This window comes from Streptomyces sp. NBC_00005 (assembly GCF_045160215.1).
Classification (GTDB): domain Bacteria; phylum Actinomycetota; class Actinomycetes; order Streptomycetales; family Streptomycetaceae; genus Streptomyces.
In genome coordinates, this window is sequence record NZ_CP108316.1 from 2,923,823 (window position 1) to 2,950,775 (window position 26,953).

Consider the following 26,953-nt stretch of genomic DNA (forward strand, 5'->3'; position numbering starts at 1 on the left):
ATATCGACCGCCGGGCACCCCCGCACGCCCCCTGGAGCGCAGATGAACGCAACGCCGCACGCCGAGCACCCCCACCCTTCCCGCCGCCACTTCCTCGGTATGGCGGCGACCGTCCCGATCGCCGCCACCGGGGCGCTCGCCCTCGGCGCGGGTTCCGCACGGGCCGCCACCAACTCGGCCTACGTCATGTGCTACTTCACCGAGTCACCGGACATGCTGGCCGCCAACTACGGCCTGCATCTGGCCGTCAGCCCCGACGGCCTGCAGTGGACGCCGCTCAACCAGAACGCCCCCGTCGCCACCCCGACCGCGGGCTCCCTCGGTCTGCGCGACCCCTTCATCCTGCGCAAGCAGGACGGCACGTTCGTGGTGCTCGCCACCGACCTGAAGGGCACCGACTGGACGTACGTCAGCCAGTACATCCACGTCTGGGACTCCACCGACCTGCGCACCTTCACCGGCTACCGGCGGATGAAGCTGCACGACATGGACACCCACAGCTGGGCGCCCGAGGCCTTCTGGGACGCGGGCCGGAGCCAGTACGCCGTCATCTACTCGGCGGTCAACTCCAGTGGCCACAACGTCATCATGGTGAACTACACCAGCGACTTCACGACCGCGGGCGACCCGCAGGTCTTCTTCGACCCCGGGTACGACGTCATCGACGGCGACATGGCCGTCGGCGTGGGCGGCTACAACTACCTGTACTTCAAGAAGAACTCGACCCTGGTCGGCGCCCGCTCCACCACCCTGGACCCGGGCAGCTTCACCGAGTTCAGCACCGCCGTCTCGCACAACGGCACCGAGGCCCCGACCCTCGTCAAGTCCCTCACGTCGAGCTCGACCTGGTACCTGTGGGGCGACACCTGGTCCCCCAACGGCGTCTTCTACGCCTGGCAGACCAGCAGCCTGGCGGCGGGCACGTGGACGGCCCTGGACCAGAAGCTGTACACCCAGCCGCTCAACTCCAAGCACCTGGGCATCCAGCCGATCACGTCGACCGAGTACAACAACCTTCTGACCAAGTGGGGCACCCCCACCTGGAACCGGCTCAAGTCCTACAACTACCCGGCCCGTTACGTCCGGCACAGCAACTTCGTCGGCCGCATCGACGAGTACGCCTTCGACCCGTACACCGACTCCCAGTGGAAGCTGGTGCCGGGCCTCGCCGACAGCTCGGGGGTGTCCTTCCAGTCGGTCAGCTACCCGACCCGGTACCTGCGGCACTACAACTACGCGCTCCAACTGGACGTGAACGACGGCACGTCGACGTTCGCCGCGGACGCCACGTTCTACCGGACCGCCGGGCTCGCCGACTCCGCCTGGTCGTCGTTCCGCTCGTACAACAACCCGACCCGGTACATCCGCCACTCCAACTACGTCCTGCGCATCGACCCGATCTCGACCACCACGGAGAAGCAGGACGCGACGTTCCACGTCGGCTACTGAGCCGGTCCACGGCCACGCCGAGGACGACGACGCGGGTGCCCCTAGTCCAGGAGCACCCGCGTCGGTCCGTCGGAGGTCAATGCCGAGGAGGTCAGTCCAGGCCGGCCGACTTCAGCCACGCCTTGGCGACGTCCAGCGGGTCCTTGCTCTGCAGCTGCACCTGGGAGTCCAGGTCGAGCAGGGCCTTGGTGTCGAGCTTGGCCGCGACCGCGTTGAGCGCGGCGACGCCGGCCGAGGACAGACCGGTCTTGTAGACGAGCGGCTGCACGTTCTCGAAGCCGAAGAGGTTCTTCGGGTCCTGGAGGACGACGTGCTTCTCCTTGACGATGGTCGGGTCCGTGGTGAAGAGGTCCGCGGCCTGCACGGTGTTCTTCTTCAGCGCCGCCTGGGTCAGCGGACCGCCCGCGTCCAGCGGCTTGAAGGTCTTGAACTCCAGGCCGTAGACCGCCTTCAGGCCCACCAGGCCCTGCTGCCGGGTCTGGAACTCCGGCGAGGCGCCTATGGTCAGGTCCTTCGCGATGTCCTTGAGGTCCGCGATGCTGGACTCGGACGTCAGCTTGTACTTGTCGGCGGTGGCCTTGTTGACCGTCACCGAGTCCTTGTCCTGCGCGGAGGCGGGGTCGAGGAGCGTCAGCTTGGAGTCCAGCTTGGCCTCGATCGCGGCCGTGGTCGCCTCGACCGTCTTCGGCGTGGCCTTGGGGTCGAGGTAGGCCAGCAGCGCGCCGTTGTACTCCGGCAGCACCGTGATGGAGCCGTTCTTCAGCAGCCCGTACGTCGTCTCGCGGCTGCCGATGTTCGGCTTGTAGGTGACCTTGATGCCCTTGGCCTTCAGAGCCTCGCCGTAGATGTCGGCGAGCAGGATGCTCTCGGCGAAGTTGTTGGAGCCGACGACGACCGTCTTGCCGTCGGACTTCCCGCCCTGGAGCGGATCACTGGACTTGCCGTCGGAGGAGGAGCCACATCCCGCCAGCAGGGCCGTGGTCGCGGCGAGCGCGACGGCCGCCGCGGAGTAGCTCTTGATGGACCTGCTGCGTGGGGCGTTGGAAGTCACGATTCCCGTTCCGGACACTGGGGATTGATGAGAAACAAACTCTGGAACTGATCCAATCCAGCCTGTTCTTATTCAGTCAAGAGCAGCCGGGTCACCAATTGGCCTCAATGCGTGATCGCTTGTGAATGCAGCGTGAACAGACTGGAGCGGAAGCGCAGGCGCTTTGTAACGGATTCTTGACGTAGGGCAACGTTCTTGATCGATCAATGAGGCGGTAGTCTCACCGCAGTTGGCGTCGGTCACAGCGGTAAACGGGGGTCGCTGCGGTGCCATCGTGCACCTTTTTCAGCGATCAGAATCGGTCAATCCGCGTGGTCGCGCGCGATGAGACCCCCCATGAAGGAGGCCCGGTGTCCACGACAGAGGTGGACGCGCCGGCCCGGCCGGCCCCGTCGTCACCCAGGGGTGGCATGAGGGGCTTCGCCGACCGGTGGCCGTTCCGGCGCAAGCTCAACCTCCTCGTCGGCATCCCCCTGGCCGTCGTGGCCTCGCTGCTCTCCTATCTCATCGCCGGCCAGGTGGGCCAGGCGCGGGACGCGGCGTCCGCGGCGGACCTCGTGCGCAACAGCGAGCAGGTGTCCTCGCTGGTCAACGCGGTCGAGAGCGAGCACCGGCTGGCGATCCTGCTCTCCGTGCGCTACGAGGCCAAGAGCCCCGGCGTCGCCTCCACGCTGTCCGCCTACCGCAAGGCGCAGGAGGCGGTCGACACGCAGGTCGCGAAGGTGCGCGACACCTTCGGCGACGCGCTGCCGGACAGCGAGGCGCAGGCGCTGAAGGAGGTCGAGGGCCTCACCAGCCTGCGCGGGACGGTCGAGCAGAGCTATCTGCCCGCGAGCAACATCGACCCCGCCTACGACAACGCCGCCAAGACCCTGATCGCCGGTCTCGGACTGGACCGCAACGCGGAGCTGGCGGTCACGTTCACCGGCAACCTGCTGGACTCCCTGCTGCGCGCCGACGCCGCGCACGGCTCCTTCGAGACCGGCGTGTTCTCCGCGACGACCGGTGACACGAACGCGCAGATCGAGTTCACGACCGCGGTGGGCGCCTACCAGCTCTACACCAGCCAGGCCGAGCGCTTCGCCCGCTTCGCCACCGAGCGGCAGGCCGACGAGCTCTCCGGCATCGAGCACACCAGCACCCAGCGGGACATCGCCGAGGCGTACGCCGAGCTCCAGGTCGCCCCCAGCACTCTGACGGCGGCCACACCGGCGGAGATCAAGGCCGCGTTCCGGAACGCGCTCGACGACTATCCCGCCTATCCGCAGCAGGCGGAGAGCCGCCTGAAGATCACCTCGTCGCTCATCGGGCAGATCGCCGACAGCGCCGACAGCGCGTCCACGATGGCCTGGTGGCGCGCGGGCCTGCTGCTGGCCGCGGCCCTGCTCGGCTTCGTCCTCTGGCTCGCCTTCTCGGTCCTGATACGCCGCTCCGTGGTCCGCCCGGTGCAGGCCCTCACCGGCGCCGCGCAGGAGGTCGCCGAGGTGGCGGGCCGCGAACTGGCTCGGGTGGCCGACGACGACGCCGAGGACGACAGCCCGCCGAAGCTGCGCGAGATGCCGGTCACCGCACGCGACGAGATCGGCGAGCTGGCCGAGGTGTTCAACCGCGTGCAGACCACCTCGATCGCACTGCTCGAGCGGCAGGTGCACAGCCGCCGCAACGTCGCCGAGATGTTCGGCAACGTCGGCCGCCGGGTCAGCAACCTGACGACCCGTCAACTCGCGCTGATCGACGCGGTGGAGCGTGGCGAGACCGACCCCGCCCTGCTCGAACGCCTCTACTCCATCGACCACATCGCCGTCCGTCTGCGCCGCAACGCGGACAGCCTGATGCTGCTCGCCGGCATCCGCGAGACGGTCCTCGACTCCGGTCCCACCGCGCTCACCAACGTCGTACGCGCCGCGCTCGGGCAGATCGAGGGCTTCCAGCGGGTACGGCTGCACGCGCGGACCGAGGTCATGGTGGAGCCCGACATCATCGGCGACCTGACGCTGATGGTGGCCGAACTCCTCGAGAACGCCGTGTCGTTCTCGCCCGCGGGCAGCCCGGTCGAGGTGTACGTACGGGACGCCTCCGGCGAGGATGCCGTGCACGCGGGGGGTGCCTCGATCGTGATCTCCGACCACGGCCTCGGCATGAGCGCCGAGCGGCTCGCCGAGGAGAACGCCCGGCTGATCCGCCGCGAGCGGCTGGACCTGATGCCGACGAAGGTGCTCGGTCTGTTCGTGGTCGGCACGCTGGCGCGCCGCTGGGACGTCGAGGTCCTGCTGTCCCGCACGCCGGGCGGCGGCATGACGGCGGAGGTGACGGTTCCCTCGACGCTGCTGCTGACGATGAGCCCGGTGGGGGCCGCCCTCGGCGGTTCGGCGGCGGAGAAGGGCTCCGGCCTCGCGCCCTCGGCGGGTGCGCCCGGCGGCCCGGCCGATCCGGCCGGTCCCGCGCGGCCGAAGGTGCCCAGTTGGGGCGCCGACGCCGACCGGGCCGCTGCTGTGCCGAGGACCGGCGCCGTACCCGGGCCGCGGCCGTCGGCCGCCGTCGAGCAGAACGCCGGGTTGTCGCACGACACCACCGGCACCGGCCGGCCCGAACCGCTGCCGCGCCGAGTGCCCCGCCGGGAGACGGCCGCGGACACGGCGCAGTCCGGCCCCGGCACGGACTCGGACCCGGCACCTGGTGCTCCGTCCGGATCGGAGCGGACCCCGTCCGTTCCCCGGGACCGTACCGAGGAAGCCCCCGGCACAACCCACAGTCGGTCCGACGATTCAACCCCCGCCCGGCCCGGCGGGCTTGCCGAACCGGTATCGTCTTCCGAGGTCCGGCCGGGTACGACAACGCCGTCCACCCAGCACGGGACCGGCGCGACGGCTCCGGTCACCGAGCCCGGTGCCTCGTCCGCACCTCCCCCGCCCCCCGCAGACGGCTCCTCCCGACCCCTGCGTCGCCGCGTCCGCGGTGCCACCCTCCGTACGACCGTCGATGCCGCCCAGCAGGCGGCGCGGCAGGCCCCGCGGCTCGCCGACGCCGACGCCGTGCGGGACGCGCTCGACGAGTTCGAGGCGGCCGTGGAGCGGGCACACCGCGACAGCGCGGCCGGGAGCCGGCCCGCGACCACCGAACCGCACGACCAGAACCACCTCCCGGAAGGAGCCGAGCAGTGAGCACGTCGACAGGCGACACGCCCCCTACGGGAGCCACCACGCCGGCCGAACTGCAGGCCGCCGCAGCCGACTTCACCTGGCTGCTCAATCGTTTCGCGACGGAGACCGCGGGCGTCGTCGACGCCATCGCCGTGTCCTCCGACGGACTGCTCATCGCCGTGTCCGAGCTGCGCGAGCCCGCCGACTCCGAGCGGCTGGCCGCGATCGTCTCCGGCATCACCAGCCTGGCCGCCGGCGCGTCCGGCAACTACGGCCTGGGCGGCCTCAACAAGGTCATCATCGACCTGGAGGGCGGCCACGTCCTGGTCTCCGCGATCGGCAGCGGCGCCGTGCTCGGCGTCGTCACCGACAAGGAGGCCAAGCTGGGCAACATCGCCTACGAGATGACGCTGTTCGCCAACCGGGCCGGCAGCGCGCTCAGCCCCCAGCTCGTGCTCCAGCTCAAGAACAGCGTCGGCGCCCCGTCGGCACGCTGACCGGTCGCCGCTCCCAGGGCCCGGTCTAGGAGGAAGACAGATCCATGGCGGACGGCTCCCCACCTCCGGGCCCGGACCCGGTCGGCCCCGCCCCCGCCGTACGGCCGTTCCTGGTCACCGCCGGCCGGGTGGCGCCGACGGCGTCCGGCCGGCCGGTGCCGGTCGAGACCCAGGTGGTGGCCACCGCCGAGGGTCTCGCCGTGCTCGACGGGCTCTCCTTCGAGCAGCACGACATCGTCGCCGCCTGCCGGCAGCCGCAGTCCATCGCGGAGCTCGCGGCCCGGCTGCGGCTGCACCTCAACGTCGTACGGGTTCTCGCCGAGGACCTGCGCGCCGTCGGGCACCTGGCGATCCATGTGCCCGATGCCGGCGTCACGCACGACGCCTCCGTCCTGCGCAGGGTCATCGACGCCCTGCGTGCCATCCCCGACTCCCAAGGGGTACTCCGTGACTCCGACTGAACCGGCCGGCACCCTCCCGATCGCCCCGGTGGCCGCCGTACGACCGCCGCTGCCGGTCAAGATGGTGATCGCGGGCGGTTTCGGCGTGGGCAAGACCACCGCCGTGGGCGCGATCTCCGAGATCGAGCCGCTGACCACCGAGGCCGCCATCACGGAGGTCGCGGCGGGCGTGGACGACCTCAGCCACACCCCGACCAAGACCACGACCACGGTGGCGATGGACTTCGGCTGCATCACCATCGACCCGACCCTGAAGCTGTACCTGTTCGGCACGCCCGGCCAGGAGCGGTTCGGGTTCATGTGGGACGACATCGTGGAGGGCGCGGTCGGCGGCCTCGTCATCGTGGACACGCGCCGCCTCGACGACTGCTACGCGGCGGTCGACTACTTCGAGCACCGCCAGATCCCGTTCGCCGTCGCCGTCAACGCCTTCGACGGGAAGGTCGAGCACAACCTGGAGGAGGTCCGCTGGGCGCTCGACGTCGCCGACCGCGTCCCGGTCGTCGTCTTCGACGCGCGCGAGCGGGGCTCGGTGCGGGACGCCCTGCTCGTCGTACTGGAACTGGCACTGGCCCGCACAGGGGGCTGAGACAAAAGGCTGGGACAGCGCGCTGAGACAGAAGCGGGCCCGGGGCGGATGGAGGATCCGCCCCGGGCCCGCGGCTTGTGCGGGCGTCAGTTGCTGCGGCGCACCCCGGGCGACACCGTGAACCGCGCCACCGTCCAGAAGAAGCCCAGCGTCACCAGCGCCAGGACGGCCACCAGCGTGGCGCCGCCCACGACCTTCTCGTAGTTGCGCTGGTAGAGGCCGTCGACGATGTACCGGCCGAGGCCGCCGAGACTGACGTACGCGGCGATGGTGGCCGTCGAGACGATCTGGATGGCCGCCGAGCGCAGCCCGCTGAAAATCAGCGGGAGCGCGACCGGGAGTTCGACCTGGAACAGGATCCGCGGCTCCGCCATGCCCATGCCCCGCGCCGCGTCCACCGGGGACGGGTCGACGGAGCGCACCGCCTCGTAGGTGGTGACGAGGATCGGCGGGACCGCGAGGACGACCAGCGGGATCATCACCGGCGTCAGGCCGAGCCCGAGCAGCACGAACATCAGCACCAGCAGGCCGAAGCTGGGCAGGGCGCGCCCTGCGGTGGCGATGAAGGCCACGGTGTTGCCGCCGCGCCCGGTGTGCCCGGTGAGCAGGCCGACCGGCAGGCCGATGGCGGCCGCGATGGCGAGCGCGATCAGCGAGTACTGGACGTGCTCGCGCAGCCGGGTGGGGATGCCGTCGTAGCCGTGCCAGTGGGCGCTGTCGCTGAAGAAGGAGTTGATGAAGTGGAGTACGTTCATCGGACGGCGTCCTCCAGTGCGGCGGCGGCCGGTTCGGGCCGGGCCTCGGGCTCGTCGACGGGGCGGGCCTTGCGGGTGCCGCCGCGGGGCATCCACGGCGTCACCAGGACCCGGACGACGACGAGCAGCGCGTCCGCGAGGATGGCGAGGACGGCCGTGCCGATCACCGAGAGCCACACCAGGCGCGGCTGGTGGTAGATCATGCCGTCGTTGAGCAGGTTGCCGAGTCCGCCCTGGTTGCCGATCAGCATGCCGACGCTGACCAGGGAGATGCTGGACACCGTCGCCACCCGCAGCCCGGCGATGATCGCGGGCGCGGCGATCGGCAACTGGACCTGGAAGTACCGGCGTACGGGCCCGAGCCCCATCGCGGTGGCCGCGTCGAGGGTTTCCTGCGGGACCGATCGGACGCCGTCCACGATGGCCGGGACGAACACCACCAGGCTGTAGACGCCCAGCGGGATCATCACGGTCAGCTCGGTCTGGCCGGTGTAGTCGATGAGGACGACGAAGAAGGCCAGCGAGGGGACCGCGTAGAGGATCGTCGTCACCCACAGCACGGGCGGGTACAGCCAGCGCAGCCGCACGCACAGCTGGGCGATCGGCAGCGCCACCAGCAGACCGGCCACGACCGGGATCAGGGCCAGGCGCAGATGCAGTGCGACCAGGCCCCAGTAGGTGTTCTGCAGGTCGCTCGGGATATGGAAAATGCCGCCGTTCATCCGGCGACCTTCTCGTCACTGCGTCCCTCGGCGTGGGCGGTACGGATCGCCTCGCCGATGGTCTGCTGCGAGACGACGCCGGTGACCCGGCCGTCGGCGCCCACCGCGACCGCCCACCCGGTGGGGGAGAGCACGGCGCAGTCGAGCGCGGCGCGCAGCGACTCCTTGCCGTGCTCGAAGGGCCGCCCGTACGGCAGGAGCCGCGCGAGGTCGATGCTCCCCGCGGTCAGCGCGCCCGGCTCGCTCCAGCCGAGCGGCTTGCCGTCGACATCGGTGACGAGCAGGTACGGCACATCGTTCGCACCGCGCGCGGCGATCTGCTCGGCGGTGGCGTCGACCGCGACGACCGGGGTGGTGAGCAGGTCGAGGCCCGTGGAGGAGAAGAAGGAGAGCCGCCGGATGCCGCGGTCCGCGCCGAGGAAGTCCTCGACGAACGCGTCCGCCGGGTCGGACAGCAGCTCGGCGGGCGGCGCGAACTGGGCGAGGTGGCCGCCGGTGCGCATCACGGCGACCATGGTGCCGATCTTCACGGCCTCGTCGATGTCATGCGTGACGAAGACGATGGTCTTGCCCAACTCCCCCTGTATTCGGAGCAGTTCGTCCTGCAGCCCCTTGCGCACCACGGGGTCGACGGCCGAGAACGGCTCGTCCATGAGCAGCACCGGCGGATCCGCGGCGAGCGCCCGCGCCACACCGACGCGCTGCTGCTGACCGCCGGACAGCTGGTACGGGTACCGCTTGGCGAGCGCGCCGTCGAGCCCGACCCGCTCCATCAGCTCCCGCGCCCGCGCCCGCGCCTTCTCCTTGCTCCAGCCGAGCAGCCGGGGCACGGTGGCGATGTTGTCGATGATCGTGCGGTGCTGGAAGAGACCGGCGTTCTGGATGACGTATCCCATGGACCGGCGCAGCGTGTTGACCGGCTGCTGCGTGACGTCCTTGCCGTCGAGGAGGATCGTGCCCTCGCTCGGCTCGATCATCCGGTTGATCATGCGCAGCGTGGTCGTCTTGCCACAGCCGGACGGGCCGACGAAGACCGTGATCGAGCGGTCGGGTATCTCCAGCGACAGGTTGTCGACTGCGACCGTCCCGTCGGGGTACCGCTTCGTGACTGAATCTATCCGTATCAAAACGCCGAATACCCTTCGGATCTGGCAGGTGCTGCCCGCTCCCGCCACGGTCGCGCGGGCCGTTGGGGGGAGAGTCTAGACGGCTTGTGTTGCGGCGTTCAGTCCGGAGTGTGGCCTGAACCGCGCACGTCCGATCAACCGCCGTCGCGGGCCGATTCCTTGGGGTTCCACTTCACGCGTCTGTGGACAACCTGTGAGTCCACTGATTCTCACCCACCCCTCAGAACCCGCTCAGTGATCCCACAGCCTTCGCCCCGATCGTCACTGACATGAACGAAACGAACGCGGGAGGCGTCCGGCAGCGGTCGGTCGAGATCGTGGTGCCGGTGTACAACGAGGCACACGTCCTCGCCGACAGCATCGGCCGTCTCCACGCATACCTCGAAGAGTCCTTCCCGTTCCCGTTCCGCATCACCGTCGCGGACAACGCGAGCACGGACGGCACCTGGCTGGAGGCGACGGACCTGACCCTGCGCCTCCCCCACGTGCACGCCGTGCACCTGGAGGCCAAGGGCCGGGGCCGCGCCCTGAAGCAGGTGTGGTCCGACTCCACCGCGGACGTCGTCGCCTACATGGACGTCGACCTCTCCACCGGCCTGGAGGGCTTCCTGCCCCTGGTCGCCCCGCTGCTGTCCGGGCACAGCGACCTCGCCATCGGCAGCCGGCTGCACCGGCAGTCGGACGTGGTGCGCGGCACCAAGCGGGAGTTCATCTCCCGCTCCTACAACCTGCTCCTCAAGCTCGGCCTCGCGGCCCGCTTCACGGACGCGCAGTGCGGCTTCAAGGCCGTACGCACCGACGTCTTCCGGGCCCTGGCCCCGCACATCGAGGACACCGCCTGGTTCTTCGACACCGAGCTGCTCGTCCTCGCCCAGCGCAACAGGCTGCGCATCCACGAGGTGCCGGTCGACTGGACCGACGACCCCGACAGCCGGGTCGACATCGTCCGTACCGCCGTCGACGACCTCAAGGGCATGCGCCGGATGCTGCACCGCACGGTGACCGGCCGCACCCGTGTCGCCGTACCCCGGCGGACCAGCACCCCGCAGGTGCCGGCCGCCCGAACCGAACCCGCAGTCCTGCCCGTTGGGGCGAACACCTCCTCCCTGGACCACCTGGAGTACGCGTCATGACGACCCTCGCCCCGCCCCCCGCGCCCGTCCAGGAGGGCCGGCACCGGGCCGCCCCGCCGGCCGACGGCGGACTCGCGACCCGCGCCAGAAGGCTGTTCACCGGCGCCCCCGAGGACCCGCGCTGGGCCCGCCCCGCACTGTGGGCGATCCTGGTCCTGGCCACGGCCCTGTACGCCTGGAACCTCTCCTCCGTCACCGGCAACACCTTCTACAACGCGGCCGTCTACTCCGGCACCAAGAGCTGGAAGGCGTTCTTCTTCGGCGCCCTGGACTCCGGCAGCTTCATTACCGTCGACAAACCGCCGTTCGCCCTGTGGGTGATGGGCCTGTCGGCCCGGGTCTTCGGGTACGGCACCTGGCAGTTGATGCTGCCGATGGTCGCGGTCGGCACGGGCTCGGTGGCCCTGCTGTACCGGCTGGTCAAGCGGGACTTCGGGCCGGTGGCGGGCACGATCGCCGCGCTCGCGCTCACCCTCACGCCGATCACGGTCGCCATCAACCGCGACACCAACCCGGACCCGATCCTCGTCTTCCTGATGCTGCTCGGCGCGGCCGCGCTCCTGAAGGCCGTGCGCACCGGGCGGCTGATGCCGATGGTGTGGTCCGGCGTCGCGATCGGCTTCGCCTTCAACACGAAGATGATGCAGGCGTACGTCGTCCTGCCCGCGTTCTTCCTGGTCTACCTGTGGGCGGCACGGGTCAGCCTCGGCCGCCGCATCCGCAACCTGGCCGTCGGCACGGTGGCGCTGGTCGTCTCCAGCGCCTGGTGGATGGTGATCGTCGACCTGATCCCCGCGTCCTCGCGTCCCTACATCGGCGGCTCGACCGACAACACGGTCTGGGACCTCGTCATCGGCTACAACGGCTTCGGCCGGATCTTCGGCGCGAGTTCGTCGGTCGGGTCGCAGGGCAACGGCGCGAGCTTCGGCGGCAGTTCGAGCATCTACCGGATGTTCAACGAGATCATGGGCGGCCAGATCTCCTGGCTGATCCCCTTCGCGGCGATCGCCCTCGTCGGTGGGCTGGTGCTGCGCGGCCGGGCTCCGCGTACGGACGCCAAGCGCGCGGCCCTCGTGCTCTGGGGCGGCTGGTTCGTCCTGCACTACCTGACCTTCTCCCTCGCCGAGGGCACGTTCCACCCGTACTACGTCACCGCCATGGCCCCCGGTATCGCGGCTGTGGCCGGTGCGGGCGGGGTCGAGCTCTACCGGGCCTTCAAGACGGGCTCGGCGGCGAAGTGGGGCTGGGTGCTCCCGGCGGCCGTCGCGGCCGGTTCGGTCTGGGCGATCGTCCTGCTCCAGCGGGTGTCCGGTTCCGGGACGCTGTACACGGTCGCGGAGATCGTCGTCGGTGTCGCGGGTGCGGCGGCGGTGATCGGCCTGCTGGTCGGGCGGTTCATGCAGCGGCAGCGGCTGGTCGGCTTCGCGGCGCTGGCCGCGATCGTGGCCCTGCTCGCCGGGCCCGCCGCGTACTCCGTCTCGGCGGCGACGACCGCGAGCAACAACGGCACCAACCCCACGGCCGGCCCCAGCACCGGGGGCGGCATGGGCGGCGGTGGCATGGGCGGAGCGCCGAGCGGAAGCAAGGGCGGCGCGCCGAGCGGCAGCAAGCCGAGCGGGAACACTCCGGGCGGCTCCGGCGGCTCCAGCAGCAGCGGCAAGTCGATGGGCCAGCCCCCGACCGGCAACAGCTCCAACTCCTCGTCCAGCAAGGGCTCTTCGTCCTCGTCCTCCTCCAAGTCCGGCGCACAGCAGGGCGGTGGCGGCATGGGCGGCGGCACCCAGGTCACGTCCGACATGATCACGTACCTGAAGAAGCACCAGGACGGCGCCACCTGGCTGGTGGCGGTGGCCACCGACCAGACCGCGTCCTCGATCATCCTGGAGTCCGGCCAGCCGGTGATCTCCATGGGCGGCTGGTCCGGCAGTGACAACGCCATGACCCTCGCCAAGCTCAAGAGCCTGGTGAAGTCGGGCAAGCTGCACTACATCATGATCAGCAGCGACGGCGGCCAGAGCACCAACTCCAAGATCGCCACCTGGGTGAAGAAGCACGGCACGGCGGTCAAGTCCTCGGCGTACAGCTCGAGTTCCTCGACCTCCAGCTCCTCTTCCAGCTCCTCCACCTCCTCCAGCTCGTCCTCGTCGACCAACAGCGGCCTCTACCGCCTGGACGCCTCCGACGTCAGCTGACCCATCCCCCCACCCACAGCGGGCGGGCCGCCGGACTCCCCTACCGGCGGCCCGCCCTTCCGCATGTCCGCCTCCGGTTTCAGCCCCGGTATCGGCCCGCCCGCCCCGTTGAAACCGCCGTGAAGCCGCCCTGAATCCGGGCCCCTGCACGCTCTGCGGCATGAACCCGACGACACCACCGGCCATCGAAGCCACCGGCCTGAGCAAGGCGTACGGAGACAAGGTGGTCCTCGACGGCATCGACCTCCGGGTCCCGCGTGGCACGGTCTTCGCGCTGCTCGGTCCGAACGGGGCCGGCAAGACGACCACCGTCCAGATCCTCTCCACCCTGATCCGCGCCGACGGCGGCGCGGCCCGGGTCGCCGGGCACGACGTGGCCGGCGCACCGCAGTCCGTGCGGGCCGCGATCGGGGTCACCGGCCAGTTCTCCGCCGTGGACAACCTGATCACCGGCGCGGAGAACATGGCGCTGATGGCGGACCTGCACCACCTGGACCGCCGTACGGGCAACCGCGTCAGCGCCGAACTCCTGGAGCGCTTCGACCTCGTGGCGGCCGCGAAGAAGCCCGCCTCCACCTACTCGGGCGGGATGCGCCGCCGCCTCGACATCGCCATGACGCTGGTCGGTTCACCCGAGGTGATCTTCCTCGATGAGCCGACCACCGGACTCGACCCGCGCGCCCGGCACTCCATGTGGCAGATCATCCGCGATCTCGTCGACGGCGGCGTCACCGTCTTCCTCACCACGCAGTACCTGGAGGAGGCCGACCAGCTCGCCGACCGCATCGCCGTCCTCAACGGCGGCCGGATCGTCGCCGAGGGCACGGCCGACGAGCTCAAGCGACTCGTCCCCGGCGGCCACGTCCGGCACCGCTTCCTCGACCCGGCCGAACTCGCCCGCGCCGCCCAGGTGTTGGACGTAGGCCTGCGGGACGACGAGGCACTCACCCTCCAGGTCCCGGGCGACGGCAGCGTCCACACCCTGCGCGCCCTGCTCGACATCCTCGACGGCCATGCCGTCGCCGTCGACTCCCTGACCGTCCACACCCCCGACCTCGACGACGTCTTCTTCGCGGTCACCGGCCACCCCGACCACGAGAAGGTGCAGACCCGATGAGCACGAACGTCGAGACCCTCCACATCCGCGACTCGCTCACCATGCTGCGGCGCAATCTGCTGCACGCCCGCCGCTACCCCTCGATGACGCTCCAGGTCGCGCTCATCCCCGTCTTCCTGCTGCTCCTGTTCGTGTACGTCTTCGGCTCGGCGCTCGGCACCGGAATCGGCCAGAGCGGCGACCGCACCGCCTACCTCGGCTATCTCGTCCCCGGCATCCTGCTGATGACGGCGGGCGTCGGAGCCGTGCCGACGGCGGTCGCGGTGTGCACGGACATGACCGAGGGGATCGTCGCCCGTTTCCGCACGATGGCGATCTCCCGGGCGTCGATCCTGGTCGGCCATGTGGTCGGGGCGGTGATCCAGACGATGTTCACCCTGCTCCTGGTGCTGTCCGTCGCCCTCGCCATCGGCTTCCGCCCCGACGCCGGCCCCGTGGAGTGGCTGGCGGCCGTCGGACTGCTCCTGCTCTTCGTTCTCGCGCTGACCTGGCTCTCGGTCGCCCTCGGGCTGATCAGCAGGACGCCCGAGAGCGCCAGCAACGCCCCGCTGCCGATCTCGTTCCTGCTGCCCTTCGTCAGCAGCACCTTCGTCCCGGTCGACTCGATGCCGTCCTGGATCCGCTGGTTCGCCGAGTACCAGCCGTTCACCACGGTCATCGAGACCATGCGCGGCCTGCTGACCGGCACGGAGATCGGCCACAACGGGTGGATGGCACTGGCGTGGTGCGTGGGGGTCGTGGTCCTCGGATTCGTGTGGTCGCTCCGTCTCTTCGACCGCGACACCCACTGAACACCCCCGGCTCTCAAGAACCAGCTCTCAGGAACCAGCTCTCAACACCCCGCCGGAGAAAGGCAGTTGCCATGACCCCCGTGCACCTCACCCCCGAGCTCGTCGAGAACCCCGTGGGCGCCTACGCCGACCTCCGCTCGCGCCCCGGCCTCCACCACGTCGTCCTGCCCGGCCTCGCCACCCCCGTACGGCTGGTCACCCGCCAGGAGGACGTGAAGGCCGCGCTCACCGAGCCGCGCCTGGTGCGGGACCGCTCGGCGATCGCCGATTCCGGAATGCCGGACCCGCAGGCCGAGTTGCTGGCGCAGGGCACCGGCGGTCTCCCGCCCGAGTACGCCCAGTACCTCTCCGGGCACCTGGCCCTCTTCGACGGCGACGAGCACACCCGCCGCCGCAACCCCCTCACCCGCGCCTTCACCGCCCGCCGGGTGGCCGCGCTGCGCCCCTTCGTGGAGAAGACGGCACGAGAGCTGATCGAGACCCTCGCGGAACGCGAACAGGCCGATCTGCTGGGCGAGTTCGCCTACCCGCTGAGCACGGCCCTCGTCTGCGCCCTGGTCGGCGTCGACCCGGCCGACCAGGACAGGGTCTGCGGCTGGATCCGGGACTTCGCGTACGGCGACGGGAGCAAGGCCCTCGAAGGGCTCGGCGGGGTCGTGGAGTACACGAAGGACCTGGTCGCCCGGCGCCGTACCGAGCCGGCCGACGACCTGGTGTCGGCGCTGCTGGCGGACGGCGGCATGACCGACGACGAGATCGTCACCGTCTTCTTCCTTTTGATCAACACCGGCATCACCCCACCGGCCCTCTTCCTCGCCCACGCGGTCCTGGCCCTCCTCGACCACCCGGACCAGCTGGAACTGCTGCGCGCCGAGCCCGAGTTGATGGGCCGCGCGGTTCCCGAACTCCTCCGCCACGTCACGCTGGTGCGCATGGGCGCCACCCTGTACGCCACCGAGGACTTCGTGTTCGCCGGCACACGGCTGAACCAGGGCGAGGCGGTGACGGTCGCCCTGTTCGCCGCCGACCACGACCCGGCCGCGTACGACGCCCCCGAACGCCTCGATGTGACCAGGGAGTTCGGCCGCGGCGACGGTCATCTCGCCTTCGGGCACGGCCCGCACTACTGCATCGGCGCGGCGCTCGGCCGACTGGTGACCGGCGTCGTGTTCGAGGAGCTTCTCGTACGACGGTCCGCCGCACCGGAGTTGGCCGTGGACCGCGCCGACGTGCGGTTCGGACACTGGCCCGGGGACGGATTCCACCTGCTCGGCCTGCCCGTCAGGCTGTGACCCGCACCAGGCCGAGGGCGGCCTCCCGCAGCCCGGCCACGTCCAGGGCGGCGTACGTGGACACCGCGTCCTCGTAGGCCGCCTTGTCGGCGTTCTCCGCCTCCTCGCGGGCGCGTGCCGAGCTCATCGTCGGCTGGAAGTTGCGCACGGCCCGGAAGCGTTCGGCGAGGGCGGTCAGCCGGGCCCCACGGGCAAAATCGCCGTCCGTGAGGGCGACCGCGCCCAGGGCGAGCACCAGCGCGCCGCACACCGGGAAGTCGACCGTCACGTGCTGCGGAGCCGTCCTGGGGCGGCTCAGCAGGGCGGCGAGGCGGTCGGGCAGGGTGTCGGCGAGCGCGGCGACGAGGTCGGTGCGGCCGTGCCGGGCGTGTGCGGTCAGGGCGACGGACTGGAGCTCCAACACCCAGTTCTCCTTGAGGAGTTCGTCGCCGTAGTCGGGGCTCGTGGTGCGCTCGATGCGCACCAGGGCCCGGCGCCACAGCCCGAGCCCTGTCTCGACGTCGCCGCGCGCGAGGGTCAGCTCGGCGCGGGCGCACAGGTCGGCGGTGAAGACGTCGGCGGCGGCGTCCTCCGGCTGATGCCGCATCGCCTGCTCCAGCCAGTACTCGGCCGCGTCGAGGTCCCCGGTCTGCAGATGGGCGAGCATCATGCCCCACCGCACGCCGATCACGTCGGTCCACTCGCCGAGGCTCTCCAGGGCGGCCAGGGCGGTCCGGAGATTCACCAGCGCCTCGGCGCCGTGCTCGCTCTGCAGACACAGTTCGGCGACCCGGCCCGCGGGCCAGAAGCGCAGCAGCGGAACGTCCCGGTCCCCCAGCAGGGCGGCCATGCGGCGGGCGGCGGCCAGGGCCAGGTCCGGCTGGTTCTCGCCCTCCCAGACATAACTGGCCAGGCAGTTGGCCATCCCCGAGAGCAGCGGGGCCTCGCTGTCGCACAGCTCGGCCAGGGCCTGGTGGTCCACGAGCACCTTCGGGAGGGCGCACAGAACCGCGGCCACGGCCCGCGCCATGGTGTCCGGCTCGGCGGGCGGCAACCGGCGCAGGGTGACCAGGGTGCGCGCGGCGCCCGGCCCCACCCCCATGAACAGGTTGGCGGTCAACATGGCGGCGGCGGTGCGGGTCGGCTCCACGTACCGCGGACCGGGCCGGTAGTGGGACAGGGGCCGGGCGGTGTCCCCCGTGAGGGCGATCAGGCGGGCGTAGTTGCCCTCCACGATCCACACTCCGCCCAGTACGGCGGTGACCGCGGCCATGGTGTCGTGGTCCTCGCGGGCGAGCGCCAGCCGCAGCGCCTGGACGAGGTTGTCCTGCTCGGCGCGGATCAGCTGCCAGGGCGCGAAGGGGTCGGCGCGGAAGGGCACGTCGTGGTGGGCGACCCCGAAGTCCCTTGCCCAGCACAGGAATCGCCCGGTGACCACCGCGTCCTCGCCGGCCCGTTCGCGGTGGGCGGCGGCGAACTCCCGTACCGTCTCCAGCATCCGGAAGCGGGTGCCGTACGGAGTGTCGGTCACCTTGAGCAGGGACTGGTCGACGAGGTCCTCCAGGACCTGCAACGCGTCCATTCCGCCGACGAGTTGCTCGGCGGACTCGGCCGTGAAGCCCGCGGGGAAGACGGACAGGGCCCGCAGCGCCGACCGGGCGTGCTCGTCGAGGAGGTTCCAGGACCAGTCGACGACCGCGTGCAGGGTGCGGTGGCGCTGCGGGGCGTCCCGGGGGCCGCCGCGCAGCAGCGCGAACCGGTCCTCCAGACGGCGGGCGATCTCGGCGACCGACATCACCCGGACCCTGGCGGCGGCGAGTTCGGTGGCGAGCGGCAGTCCGTCGAGGCGGCGGCACAGGTCGGCCACGGCGTCGGCGGACAGGTCGACGTCCGGGCGGGCCGCGCGGGCGCGCTGCTCGAACAGCTCGACGGTGGTGGCGAGATCGAGCTCGGGGAGTGGGTGGACGGTCTCGGAGGAGAGGCCCAGCGGGGCGCGGCTCGTGGTGAGGATCCTCAGCTCCCTCGTCCGCGACACCAGGGCCTGGACGAGGTCCGCGACGCCCTGCACGATCTGCTCGCAGTTGTCGAGGACGAGCAGTGCGGGCCCGGAGCCGAGGGCGCCCACGATGCCGGCGATCGCGTCGCCGCCTCCCGCACCGGGCCGCAGGCTCTCGCCGACGCCCAACGCGGAGGCGACCTCGGCGGCCACGTCGCCGTCGTGTCGGACACCGGCGAGCGGCACCAGATGCACGATCCGCTGCTCGGCGTCCCGGGCGACGGCGCTCACCAGCCGTGTCTTGCCGAGGCCGCCAGGACCGACGACCGAGGTGACCCGGGCGCTGTGCAGCAGCCGTGTCACGGCGGCGACGTCGGCGTCCCGGCCCAGGAGGGGGTTGGGTTCGTACGGCACCCCACGCCGGACGACGGGGGCCTGGCCGCGCAGGAGTTCCTGGTGGAGTTCCTGGAGGGCGGGTCCGGAGTCGGTGCCGAGCTCGTCGCGCAGCCGGCGCCGGTGGCTGTCGTACGTGGCCAGGGCGGCGGCCGGACCGGCGGTGGCCGACTGGCAGCGCATCAGCTCCAGAAGGAGTTCCTCGTCGCCGGGCCGGACCTCGGCCAGGGAGGCGAGCGGGCCGACGGCTTCCGCACGGCGGCCCGTGCGGGCGAGGGCGAGCGCGCGGGAGCGGACGAGCACGTGGTGGGTCGCCGCCCGCTCGGCCCGCAACTCGCCGACGGGATCGTCGAGTTGGGCCTGCTCCGCCGGGACGGCGTCCCACAGCGCCAGTCCCTCGTCCGCCTCGGCGAGGGCGCCCGCGTGGTCACCGGCTCGGGTCTTCTCGGCTGCCGCGGCGGCGAACAGCAGGACGGCGGCGGCATCGACCTGGTCCTCGCGCAGGGCGAGGCGGTAGCCGGTGGGGGTGCTGGCGATGACCTCGGCGCCCAGCTGCCGCCGCGCGCGCGACACCAGGATCTGCAGCGCCTTTGTCGGGTTCTCCGGCTGCTCGTCGGGCCACAGCCCGTCGACCAGCCGCCCGGCACCGCACCCGGCCCGCAACTCCCCCGCCAGCAGCGCGAGCAGGCCGCGCAGCCGGGGCGCGGTGATCTCCTGCCCGCGGTGGGAGACGGACGACAGCAGCGTCAGCTCGATGGTCACCGCGCCAGCGTAGTCAGCGCGGTGACCAGGAGGTCAGGCCGCCGCGGAGCCCTCTGCCGCCACGGGAGGTCAGGCCGCCGCCGCCGACTGGGCCGCGACCGGAAACCCCTCCGTCCGCAGCACCTGCCCACCGCCGTCCACCGCGAACACCTCGCAGCCGTTCTGCGAGGCGGCCCACCCGACGCCCTCGGCGCCCATCGCGAAGGCGGCCGTGGCCACGGAGTCCGCCTCGGTCAGGGTGGGCGCCACGACCGTCATGCTGAGCAGTCCGGTCGCCGGGCGCCCCGTGCGGCCGTCGATGATGTGGTCGCCGCGCTCGTAGCGGGCGGACGTGGCGACCGCGCCGTCGGTGAGTTCGAGGACGGTGCACAGCTTGTCGGCGTGCTCGGGGTGCCGTACGCCCACCCGCCAGGGGCCGCCGGCGGCGACCACGTCACCGCCGGCGTTGAGGACGAACCGCCGCGCGCCGGCCGCCCGCAGCAGGTCCGCCGCCCGCTGCACCGACCAGCCCTTCACCACCGCGCACGGGTCGAGCCCGCGCCCCGGCAGCCGTACGTCGAACGCGCCGTCCGTGGCGACCCGGTAGTGCTCGCACAGGTCGAGGACCTCGCCGAGGTCCGCACTGAGTTCGTGCCGCTCCAGCTCGCCGCGGCCGTAGCAGGACACCTCGCTGCCGGCCTTGAACGGGCTGAACCGCTCGTCCACCTCGCGCAGCCAGGCGTAGACGGAGTCCGCGGCCGCCGCGAAGTCCCCCTCGTCGTCCACCCGCAGCGAGACCGGGAAGCCCATGACGTGTTCGACTCGGTGCATGATCAGCCCTTCGCGTCGATCGCGGCCTGGAGGGACTCCTTGTAGCCGCCGCTGGTGATCGTCGCACCGGACACGGTGTCGATGTCCGCGCTCTGCGCCTTCAACGTCTCCGAGATCAGCACCGGCACCGCGGCCGTCGTCTGCGGATGGTTCGGCTGCTGCAGCATCTTCACGGCGGTGATCTTGTCGCCCTCGAAGGTCACCTGGACCTGGACGGGGCCCTTGGAGGTGTTCACCGTCGTACCGGACACGGTCTGCGACGCGGCGGCCGTGGCGGAGGACGAGGCGGACGCCGAGGGCGACGAGGACGAGGAAGACGAGGAGGACGACTTGCCGTTGTCGTCGATCGCCGCCTGGAGGGACTTCTTGTAGGCCTCGCTGGTGATCGTCGCACCGGACACCGTGTCGATGTCCGCGCTCTGCGCCTTCAACGTCTCCGCGACCAGTTTCGGCACCGCGGCCGTCGTCTGCGGATGGTTCGGCTGCTGCAGCATCTTCACGGCGGTGATCTTGTCGCCGTCGAAGGTGACCTGGACCTGGACGGGGCCCTTCTCCGTCTGGAGGAGCGTGCCCTTGACGACCGTGCCGGAGGAGGAACCCGAGCCGGAGGAAGAGGACGCGGAGGGCGTCGAGGCGGACTCGGTGGTGGTCGTCGTAGCGCCGATGGACGGCTCGTAGCGCCAGACGGGGACCAGGCCCGCGATGCTCAGGACGACGACAGGTATGGCTCGCTTCACGATGTATCTCTCATCCCGCCAGGCTGAAGCGCTCGAAATGGATCTGCTGCTTGGGCACGCCCAGGTCGCCCAGGCTGCGCAGCACCGCGTTCATCATCGGCGGCGGCCCGCACAGGAAGACGTCCCGGTCGGCGATGTCCGGCACCAGCTGGGCCAGTTCGCGCGGGGCCAGCTGGTCGGGGACGGGCGGGCCGGTGACCAGGTGCAGCTCGGAGCCCTTGGCGTGGGCGAGTTCGCGCAGTTCGTCGTAGAGGACGGCGTCGCGGTCGCTGGAGACGCGGTAGATGACGACCGCGTGGCCCTCCAGGTCCTCCAGGATGGCGCGGATCGGGGTGACGCCGACGCCGCCCGCGATGAGCAGGGACTCGGACTTGACGCGGTGCAGGGTGGTGAAGGCGCCGTAGGGGCCCTCGGCGAAGACGCGCGTGCCGACCTTCACGTGCCGCAGGGCGGCGCTGCCGTCGCCGGCCGCCTTGGCGGTGAGGCGCAGCGTGCGGCCGTCGGGGGCCGCCGAGAGGGAGAACGGGTTGGCCTGCCACCAGCGGTCGCGGGTCAGGAACCGCCACAGGAAGAACTGGCCGGCCCGCGCGGGCATCCGGTCCAGGTCGCGGCCGGTCATGTAGATCGACACGACGTTGTCGGACTCGTGGACGACCGAGGAGACCCGCAGCTGGTGGCGCCAGTTCCGCCACAGCGGGAGGACGAGGCGGCCCAGGACGACCGCGCCGAGGGCCACGCCCCACACCGCGTACCAGTACGCCTTGGCGGCGGACGACGAGGTGAAGCTCGTACCGACCGCGACCTGGTGGGTGAAGGCGAGGACCACGGCGACGTACGTGTAGAGGTGGATGAAGTGCCAGGTCTCGTAGGCGAGTCGGCGGCGGGCGTAGCGGGCCGAGACGGCGCCGACCACGAGGATGATGCCGAGCGCGACGATCGCGCGGAGCACGCCCTCGGTGGTCTCGGCGAGGTCGACGAGCTCGCTGACCGGGCCCACACCGGCGCCGTCGGCGTAGCCGAAGGTGATGAACACGGCGTGCGCCAGGAGCGTCCACAGGAGGGCGAAGCCGGTCCAGCGGTGCCAGGAGGTCAGCCGGTCCATGCCGATGCGGCGGTCGAGCCAGGGCAGCCGGGCCACCAGCACCAGCTGGAAGGCCATGACGAGGGCCCCGTAGAGGCCGAAGAGGCGGCCGATCACGATCAGGGCGTTGGAGGCGGCGAAGCCGGGCTGGACGAAGAAGTAGGCGACCACGGCCGCGTTCGCGGCCAGCACGGCGTACAGGCCCGTGCGGGCCACCACCCTTGGCCGTATCGCCGTGGGGGGCGCGGGGGGCGATTGGACGGTCGTCACGGGACGGCAGCTCCTTGATCGGGTCCTGGGTAACCGAGCTTGACCGGCGGGAGCTGTCGAGAACCTGTCGGACAACTTTCAAGTACTTATCGATGTTGTCGCTGTGAGCCGGACGACAGTGGCCCGGCCGCCACGTGACGCACTATGAGCGGGTGGAAAAAGTACGCCTCCTCGTCGTGGACGACGACCCGCCCATCGCCGATCTCGTGGCGACCGTCGCGCGCTACGAGGGCTGGGACGCGGTCACCGCGAACTCCGGTGAGGAGGCGCTGCGGCTGGCCGGCGAGTTCCATCCGGACATCGTGGTGCTCGACCTGATGCTGCCCGACGTGGACGGCTTCGGCGTCCTGGACCGGCTGCGCGGCTCCGGCACGATGGTGCCCGTGGTGTTCCTCACCGCGCGGGACGGCGTCGCCGACCGGGTGGCCGGGCTGACCCGGGGCGGTGACGACTACCTGGTCAAGCCGTTCGCCGTGGAGGAGCTGATGGCCCGGCTGCGGACGGTGCTGCGGCGCAGCGCCGGGCCGAGCTTCCAGCGGTCGGTGCTGCGGGTGGCGGACCTGACGATGGACGAGGACACCCGCGAGGTGCGCCGCGGCGACCGGCAGCTCACCCTCACCCCCACCGAGTACGAGGTGCTGCGCTACCTGATGCGCAAGTCGCCCACCGTGCTGACCAAGGCGCAGATCCTCGACCATGTGTGGGAGTACGGCTTCGGGGGCCGCTCCAATGTCGTCGAGCTGGTCGTCAGCCGGCTGCGCCGCAAGCTCGACGACACGGGCGACCCGCTGATCCACACCGTGCGGGGCTTCGGGTACGTGGTCCGGCAGGCGGCCGAGTGATCCGCCGGCTGTGGCGGGCGTACCGCGGGATGCGGCTGGGCACCCGGCTGGCGCTGGGCCTGGGAGCGCTGGCTCTGGTGGTGTTCGCGGTCGTCGGCACCGCGCTGACGACGTACATGCGCGACTATCTGGAGAACCAGCTCGGCTACCAGATGAAGGTCGTCCAGACCGTGCAGACCAAGGACGCCGAGGCCAACGGGACGGTGACGCAGAAGCCGTACTGGGGCTGGTTCACGGCGGTCTACGACGTGAAGGGCGGCTCGGCGGTGCTGCGGCAGCCCGCCGACATCCCGCACGACATCCGCCCGCTGACCGCGCTCGCCCGGACGATGGCGGACTCCGACACGGAGATCATGCGGACCGTGTACATCGACGGGTCGGGCACCTACCGGCTGCGGGCCTGCGAGGTCGAGCCCGGCGTGGTGCTGGTCAGTGCCGCGCCCATGTCCGAGATCGACGACACCATCGACCGGCTGATCACGGTGCAGGTGATCGCCTTCGGGCTCGCGCTGCTGGCGCTGGTGATCTTCGGCCGGCGGATGCTGCGCCGGGGCCTGAAGCCGCTGAGCGACATGGCGCACACGGCCCACGGCATCGCCTCGCACGACCTCAGCGAGACGGCGGCCCGGCTGCCGCTGCGCGCCGACGAGCGGGGCGGCGGCCCGGAGGTCGAGGAACTGCGCACGGCCTTCAACACGATGCTGGAGCACATCGACGACTCCCTCGCGGTCCGCGCGGAGGCCGAGCAGCGCCTGCGCCGCTTCGTCGCGGACGCCTCGCACGAGCTGCGCACCCCCTTGATGTCGGTGCGGGGCTACGCGGACCTCTTCCAGTACGCCGCCGCCAACGCCCCCGAGGAGCGCGACAAGCACCTGGCCCGGCTGCGCGCCGAGGCGGCCCGGATGGGGTTCCTGCTGGACGACCTGCTGCTGCTCGCCCGGCTGGACGCGGCGGAGGTCGACGCCCCGCTCCGGCTCCAGGACACCGACCTCGGCGACCTGGTCCAACAGGCGGCCGACGCCTTCCGCGCGTCCCACCCCGAACACCCGCTGGCCGTCTTGGCGCCCGAGGCGGCCCCGAGGCTGCGCGTGGACCCGCAGCGCATCCGCCAGGTCCTGGACAACCTGCTCACCAACGCGGCGGTGCACACGCCGGTCGGCACGGAGGTCTCGGTGTCGGTGTCGGCCGGGACGGACACCGCCTCGGTGCGGGTGGCCGACGCGGGCCCGGGCATCCCGCCCGCCGACCGCGAGCGCGTCTTCGACCGCTTCTACCGGGTGGACAAGGCGCGCAGCCGGGACCGCGGAGGCAGCGGCCTGGGCCTCGCGGTCGCCACGTCCCTGGTCTGCGCGCACGGCGGCACGATCGCGCTGACCGGCGAGCCGGGGGCGACGGTGTTCACGGTGACGCTGCCGCTGCGGGCCGGGGAAGGCCACCCGGACCACTGACGTCGGTCCCCCCGCCCGGGCACGACGTCCCGACGGTGGGCCGGGTTCTTACGGACCCGTGACGGACGGGCGCGGCCCCCGCGTCCGGCCCGCGCACGGCCCTAGCGTGAGCGCATGCGTGTACTGGTCACCGGCGGTGCCGGGTTCATCGGATCCCAGGTCGTGACGGCTCTGGAGGCCCACGGGCACGAGCCCGTCGTCCACGACGTCCGTGCCGACCCGGGGGCGGATGTGCGCAACCCCGTCGCCGTGCGCGGCGCCCTGTCCGGCGTGGACGCCGTGTGCCACCAGGCGGCGATGGTCGGCCTGGGCGCCGGCTTCGCGGACGCGGCCGAGTACGTCTCCCACAACGACCTCGGCACCGCCGTCCTGCTCACCGCCATGGCGGAGTCGGGCGTACGGCGGCTGGTGCTGGCCGGGTCGATGGTGGTGTACGGCGAGGGGCACTACACCTGCGAACGCCACGGCGTCGTACGGCCGGGCCCGCGAACCGTTCCCGACCTGGACGCCGGCCGCTTCGAGCCGCCCTGCCCGGTGTGCGGCGCACAGCTGTCGCCCGGCCTGGTCGGGGAGGACGCCCCCCTCGACCCGCGCAACGTGTACGCGACGACCAAGCTCGCCCAGGAACATCTGGCGGCGGCGTGGGCGCGTGCCACGGGCGGCTCCGCGGTGTCGCTGCGCTACCACAACGTGTACGGGCCGGGCATGCCCCGCGACACCCCGTACGCGGGCGTCGCCTCCTTCTTCCGCTCGGCACTGGCCCGCGGCGAGTCCCCGCGGGTCTTCGAAGACGGCCGCCAGCGGCGGGACTTCGTCCATGTGCGGGACGTGGCGGCGGCCAACGTGGCGGCGCTGGAAGCAAGTTCGGGCGAGGGAGCCCTGACCGCCTACAACACCGGCAGCGGCGAACCGCACACCGTCGGCGATATGGCCCGGGCGCTGGCGGCGTCGTACGGCGGCCCCGACCCGATCGTCACCGGCGAGTACCGCCTCGGCGACGTCCGCCACATCACCGCGGACTCGGCCCGGCTGCGCGCGGAGTTGGGGTGGAAGCCGGAGGTGGCCTTCGAGGAGGGGATGCGGGAGTTCGCACGGGCTGGGATGCGGGAGGCGTAGGGCCTGTGCCGAGTTCACGCCTCCGGGGTGCAGGCGCGGAACGCAGAACAGGCCCCTGACCTTCTAGGACCGGTGGTACTGCCCGTGTTCACGAAGCGGCGGCGGGCAGTACCACCTCGAAGCGGCAGCCGCCGGGGACGTTGCGGACGGTGGCTCGGCCCTCGTGCGCCTCGACGATGCCGCGGACGATCGCGAGGCCAAGTCCCGCGCCCGCAGGCGGGGTTCGGGCATGTGTGCCGCGCCACCCGGTGTCGAAGACGCGCGGCAGGTCCTCCTCGGGGATGCCGCCGCAGCCGTCCGTGACGGACAGGACGACGCCGTCGGGGCCCCGCTCGGCGGTCACCGCGACGGTGCCGTCGGCGGGGGTGCGCCGGATCGCGTTCACCAGCAGGTTGCCCAGGACCCGGCTCATCTCCTTGCCGTCGACCTCGACCGGCACGGGCTCGACCCCGTCGCCGATCAGCCGTACGCCGTGCTCGCGCGCCAGCGGGTCGGCGCCCGCGAGCGCGTCGCCGACCAGGTCGTACAGCGAGATCCGGCTCGGGCTCAGCGCCAGCGCGCCCGCGTGGATGCGGGAGAGTTCGAAGAGGTCGCCCACCATGTCGTTGAGGCGCTCGACCTCCGTACGGATCTGTTTGAGGTAGCGGTCGGGGTCGGCGGCCACGCCGTCCTCCAGGGCCTCCGACATCGCGCGCAGTCCGGCGAGCGGGGTGCGCAGGTCGTGGGAGATCCAGGCGACGAGTTCGCGGCGGGAGGACTCCAGGGCGCGTTCGCGTTCCCGGGACTCGGTGAGTTTGGCGCTGGTGGCCTCCAACTCACGGCTCAGCGCGGCGAGTTCGGCAGTGGCGGGACCGACGGGCGAGGTGAAGTCGCCGCCGTCGCCGAAGGAGCGGGCGGCGAGGGTGAGGGCGCGGCTGCGGGCGGCGACCCAGCGGCCGAGGAGCAGCGCGGTGGCCAGGGAGACCACGGCGGCCATCGCGACGACGGTCGTGACGACCTTCAGGTCGTGCCCGGACAGGAACATGGCCTGCGCGACCGCGAGGGTCCCCGCGAGCATCGCGGTGACGGCGACGGCGGCGACCACGCCGAGGTGCAGGGCCAGCGAGCGGCGCCGGATGAGGAGGAGTACGCAGGCACCGAGGAGACCGGCCGCGGCGGCGCCCAGGAAGGCGAAGAGGGCGATGAGGAGGTTGTCGCGCATGG

22 protein-coding genes are annotated in these 26,953 nt (G+C 71.5%); 13 read left to right on the forward strand and 9 right to left on the reverse strand.

Annotated elements, in window-relative coordinates:
* Nucleotides 1-42 precede the first annotated feature (42 nt).
* Nucleotides 43-1,449 (forward strand): glycoside hydrolase family 43 protein, encoded by a 1,407-nt coding sequence (locus OG303_RS13675; RefSeq protein ID WP_405868274.1) that lies wholly within the window; start codon nt 43-45, stop codon nt 1,447-1,449.
* Nucleotides 1,450-1,540: 91 nt separating this feature from the next.
* Here OG303_RS13675 and OG303_RS13680 read toward each other — a convergent pair whose 3' ends face one another.
* Complete coding sequence (locus OG303_RS13680; protein ID WP_405868276.1) at nt 1,541-2,500, reverse strand: ABC transporter substrate-binding protein; 960 nt, start codon at nt 2,498-2,500, stop codon at nt 1,541-1,543.
* Between the two features lie 350 nt (nt 2,501-2,850).
* Here OG303_RS13680 and OG303_RS13685 point away from each other — a divergent pair, with 350 nt between their 5' ends.
* The 4 genes from OG303_RS13685 to OG303_RS13700 are packed head-to-tail and all read left to right on the forward strand — an operon-like array spanning nt 2,851 to nt 7,187.
* Nucleotides 2,851-5,661: an ATP-binding protein gene (locus tag OG303_RS13685; RefSeq protein ID WP_405868278.1), complete on the forward strand. Its 2,811-nt coding sequence runs from the start codon at nt 2,851-2,853 to the stop codon at nt 5,659-5,661.
* A complete protein-coding gene (locus OG303_RS13690) occupies nt 5,658-6,137 on the forward strand; it encodes a roadblock/LC7 domain-containing protein (RefSeq protein ID WP_405868280.1) in 480 nt (159 codons plus the stop codon). Before OG303_RS13685 ends, OG303_RS13690 begins: the two co-directional genes overlap by 4 nt.
* Before the next feature lie 44 nt (nt 6,138-6,181).
* Complete coding sequence (locus tag OG303_RS13695) at nt 6,182-6,598, forward strand: DUF742 domain-containing protein (protein WP_405868282.1); 417 nt, start codon at nt 6,182-6,184, stop codon at nt 6,596-6,598.
* Nucleotides 6,585-7,187, forward strand: a complete 603-nt coding sequence (locus OG303_RS13700) for a GTP-binding protein (RefSeq protein ID WP_405868284.1) — start codon at nt 6,585-6,587, stop codon at nt 7,185-7,187. Before OG303_RS13695 ends, OG303_RS13700 begins: the two co-directional genes overlap by 14 nt.
* 86 nt (nt 7,188-7,273) lie before the next feature.
* Here OG303_RS13700 and OG303_RS13705 read toward each other — a convergent pair whose 3' ends face one another.
* The 3 genes from OG303_RS13705 to OG303_RS13715 are packed head-to-tail and all read right to left on the reverse strand — an operon-like array spanning nt 7,274 to nt 9,791.
* Nucleotides 7,274-7,942 carry an ABC transporter permease gene (locus OG303_RS13705; protein WP_405868286.1) on the reverse strand — a complete coding sequence of 223 codons (669 nt, stop codon included), beginning with the start codon at nt 7,940-7,942 and terminating at the stop codon, nt 7,274-7,276.
* Entirely contained in the window at nt 7,939-8,664 is a 726-nt protein-coding gene (locus tag OG303_RS13710; RefSeq protein WP_405868288.1) for an ABC transporter permease, read from the reverse strand. The genes OG303_RS13705 and OG303_RS13710 overlap by 4 nt, the downstream gene beginning before the upstream one ends.
* The gene (locus OG303_RS13715) at nt 8,661-9,791 is read right to left on the reverse strand and encodes an ABC transporter ATP-binding protein (protein ID WP_405868290.1); all 1,131 of its coding nucleotides are present in this window, start codon (nt 9,789-9,791) and stop codon (nt 8,661-8,663) included. The genes OG303_RS13710 and OG303_RS13715 overlap by 4 nt, the downstream gene beginning before the upstream one ends.
* 269 nt (nt 9,792-10,060) lie before the next feature.
* Here OG303_RS13715 and OG303_RS13720 point away from each other — a divergent pair, with 269 nt between their 5' ends.
* The 5 genes from OG303_RS13720 to OG303_RS13740 all read left to right on the forward strand — a co-directional run bounded on the left by OG303_RS13720 (nt 10,061) and on the right by OG303_RS13740 (nt 16,316).
* A complete protein-coding gene (locus OG303_RS13720; RefSeq protein WP_405868292.1) occupies nt 10,061-10,924 on the forward strand; it encodes a dolichyl-phosphate beta-glucosyltransferase in 864 nt (287 codons plus the stop codon).
* Nucleotides 10,921-13,116 carry an ArnT family glycosyltransferase gene (locus OG303_RS13725; protein WP_405868294.1) on the forward strand — a complete coding sequence of 732 codons (2,196 nt, stop codon included), beginning with the start codon at nt 10,921-10,923 and terminating at the stop codon, nt 13,114-13,116. The genes OG303_RS13720 and OG303_RS13725 overlap by 4 nt, the downstream gene beginning before the upstream one ends.
* Nucleotides 13,117-13,276: 160 nt before the next feature.
* Nucleotides 13,277-14,233 carry an ATP-binding cassette domain-containing protein gene (locus tag OG303_RS13730; protein WP_405868296.1) on the forward strand — a complete coding sequence of 319 codons (957 nt, stop codon included), beginning with the start codon at nt 13,277-13,279 and terminating at the stop codon, nt 14,231-14,233.
* Nucleotides 14,230-15,024, forward strand: a complete 795-nt coding sequence (locus tag OG303_RS13735; RefSeq protein WP_405868298.1) for an ABC transporter permease — start codon at nt 14,230-14,232, stop codon at nt 15,022-15,024. The genes OG303_RS13730 and OG303_RS13735 overlap by 4 nt, the downstream gene beginning before the upstream one ends.
* Before the next feature lie 71 nt (nt 15,025-15,095).
* Complete coding sequence (locus OG303_RS13740; protein WP_405868300.1) at nt 15,096-16,316, forward strand: cytochrome P450; 1,221 nt, start codon at nt 15,096-15,098, stop codon at nt 16,314-16,316.
* Here OG303_RS13740 and OG303_RS13745 read toward each other — a convergent pair.
* The 4 genes from OG303_RS13745 to OG303_RS13760 form a co-directional block, all read right to left on the reverse strand.
* Entirely contained in the window at nt 16,306-19,446 is a 3,141-nt protein-coding gene (locus tag OG303_RS13745) for an ATP-binding protein (RefSeq protein ID WP_405868302.1), read from the reverse strand. The two genes, OG303_RS13740 and OG303_RS13745, sit on opposite strands and share 11 nt — an antisense overlap.
* A 69-nt stretch (nt 19,447-19,515) precedes the next feature.
* On the reverse strand, nt 19,516-20,256 hold the full coding sequence (locus OG303_RS13750) for an FAD:protein FMN transferase (protein WP_405868304.1): 741 nt from the start codon (nt 20,254-20,256) through the stop codon (nt 19,516-19,518).
* Nucleotides 20,257-20,258: 2 nt separating this feature from the next.
* The gene (locus tag OG303_RS13755) at nt 20,259-20,993 is read right to left on the reverse strand and encodes an FMN-binding protein (protein WP_405868306.1); all 735 of its coding nucleotides are present in this window, start codon (nt 20,991-20,993) and stop codon (nt 20,259-20,261) included.
* A gap of 10 nt (nt 20,994-21,003) precedes the next feature.
* On the reverse strand, nt 21,004-22,344 hold the full coding sequence (locus tag OG303_RS13760) for a ferric reductase-like transmembrane domain-containing protein (protein ID WP_405868308.1): 1,341 nt from the start codon (nt 22,342-22,344) through the stop codon (nt 21,004-21,006).
* A 152-nt stretch (nt 22,345-22,496) separates the two neighbouring features.
* Here OG303_RS13760 and OG303_RS13765 point away from each other — a divergent pair, with 152 nt between their 5' ends.
* The 3 genes from OG303_RS13765 to OG303_RS13775 all read left to right on the forward strand — a co-directional run bounded on the left by OG303_RS13765 (nt 22,497) and on the right by OG303_RS13775 (nt 25,750).
* Nucleotides 22,497-23,186, forward strand: a complete 690-nt coding sequence (locus OG303_RS13765; RefSeq protein WP_405868310.1) for a response regulator transcription factor — start codon at nt 22,497-22,499, stop codon at nt 23,184-23,186.
* Complete coding sequence (locus OG303_RS13770; RefSeq protein WP_405868312.1) at nt 23,183-24,634, forward strand: sensor histidine kinase; 1,452 nt, start codon at nt 23,183-23,185, stop codon at nt 24,632-24,634. Before OG303_RS13765 ends, OG303_RS13770 begins: the two co-directional genes overlap by 4 nt.
* 114 nt (nt 24,635-24,748) lie before the next feature.
* Nucleotides 24,749-25,750, forward strand: coding sequence for an NAD-dependent epimerase/dehydratase family protein (locus OG303_RS13775; protein WP_405868314.1), 1,002 nt, complete (start codon nt 24,749-24,751; stop codon nt 25,748-25,750).
* 88 nt (nt 25,751-25,838) lie between these two features.
* Here OG303_RS13775 and OG303_RS13780 read toward each other — a convergent pair whose 3' ends face one another.
* Nucleotides 25,839-26,951 carry a sensor histidine kinase gene (locus OG303_RS13780; RefSeq protein WP_405868316.1) on the reverse strand — a complete coding sequence of 371 codons (1,113 nt, stop codon included), beginning with the start codon at nt 26,949-26,951 and terminating at the stop codon, nt 25,839-25,841.
* Nucleotides 26,952-26,953 lie beyond the last annotated feature (2 nt).

What these genes read in the sequence shown, in the direction of transcription:
- OG303_RS13675 (WP_405868274.1), top strand. Translation starts at nt 43, where the DNA reads ATGAACGCAACGCCGCACGCCGAGCACCCCCACCCTTCCCGCCGCCAC.
- OG303_RS13695 (WP_405868282.1), top strand. Translation starts at nt 6,182, where the DNA reads ATGGCGGACGGCTCCCCACCTCCGGGCCCGGACCCGGTCGGCCCCGCC.
- OG303_RS13705 (WP_405868286.1), bottom strand. Translation starts at nt 7,942, where the DNA reads ATGAACGTACTCCACTTCATCAACTCCTTCTTCAGCGACAGCGCCCAC.
- OG303_RS13710 (WP_405868288.1), bottom strand. Translation starts at nt 8,664, where the DNA reads ATGAACGGCGGCATTTTCCATATCCCGAGCGACCTGCAGAACACCTAC.
- OG303_RS13720 (WP_405868292.1), top strand. Translation starts at nt 10,061, where the DNA reads ATGAACGAAACGAACGCGGGAGGCGTCCGGCAGCGGTCGGTCGAGATC.
- OG303_RS13725 (WP_405868294.1), top strand. Translation starts at nt 10,921, where the DNA reads ATGACGACCCTCGCCCCGCCCCCCGCGCCCGTCCAGGAGGGCCGGCAC.
- OG303_RS13730 (WP_405868296.1), top strand. Translation starts at nt 13,277, where the DNA reads ATGAACCCGACGACACCACCGGCCATCGAAGCCACCGGCCTGAGCAAG.
- OG303_RS13735 (WP_405868298.1), top strand. Translation starts at nt 14,230, where the DNA reads ATGAGCACGAACGTCGAGACCCTCCACATCCGCGACTCGCTCACCATG.
- OG303_RS13740 (WP_405868300.1), top strand. Translation starts at nt 15,096, where the DNA reads ATGACCCCCGTGCACCTCACCCCCGAGCTCGTCGAGAACCCCGTGGGC.
- OG303_RS13750 (WP_405868304.1), bottom strand. Translation starts at nt 20,256, where the DNA reads ATGCACCGAGTCGAACACGTCATGGGCTTCCCGGTCTCGCTGCGGGTG.
- OG303_RS13775 (WP_405868314.1), top strand. Translation starts at nt 24,749, where the DNA reads ATGCGTGTACTGGTCACCGGCGGTGCCGGGTTCATCGGATCCCAGGTC.
- OG303_RS13780 (WP_405868316.1), bottom strand. Translation starts at nt 26,951, where the DNA reads ATGCGCGACAACCTCCTCATCGCCCTCTTCGCCTTCCTGGGCGCCGCC.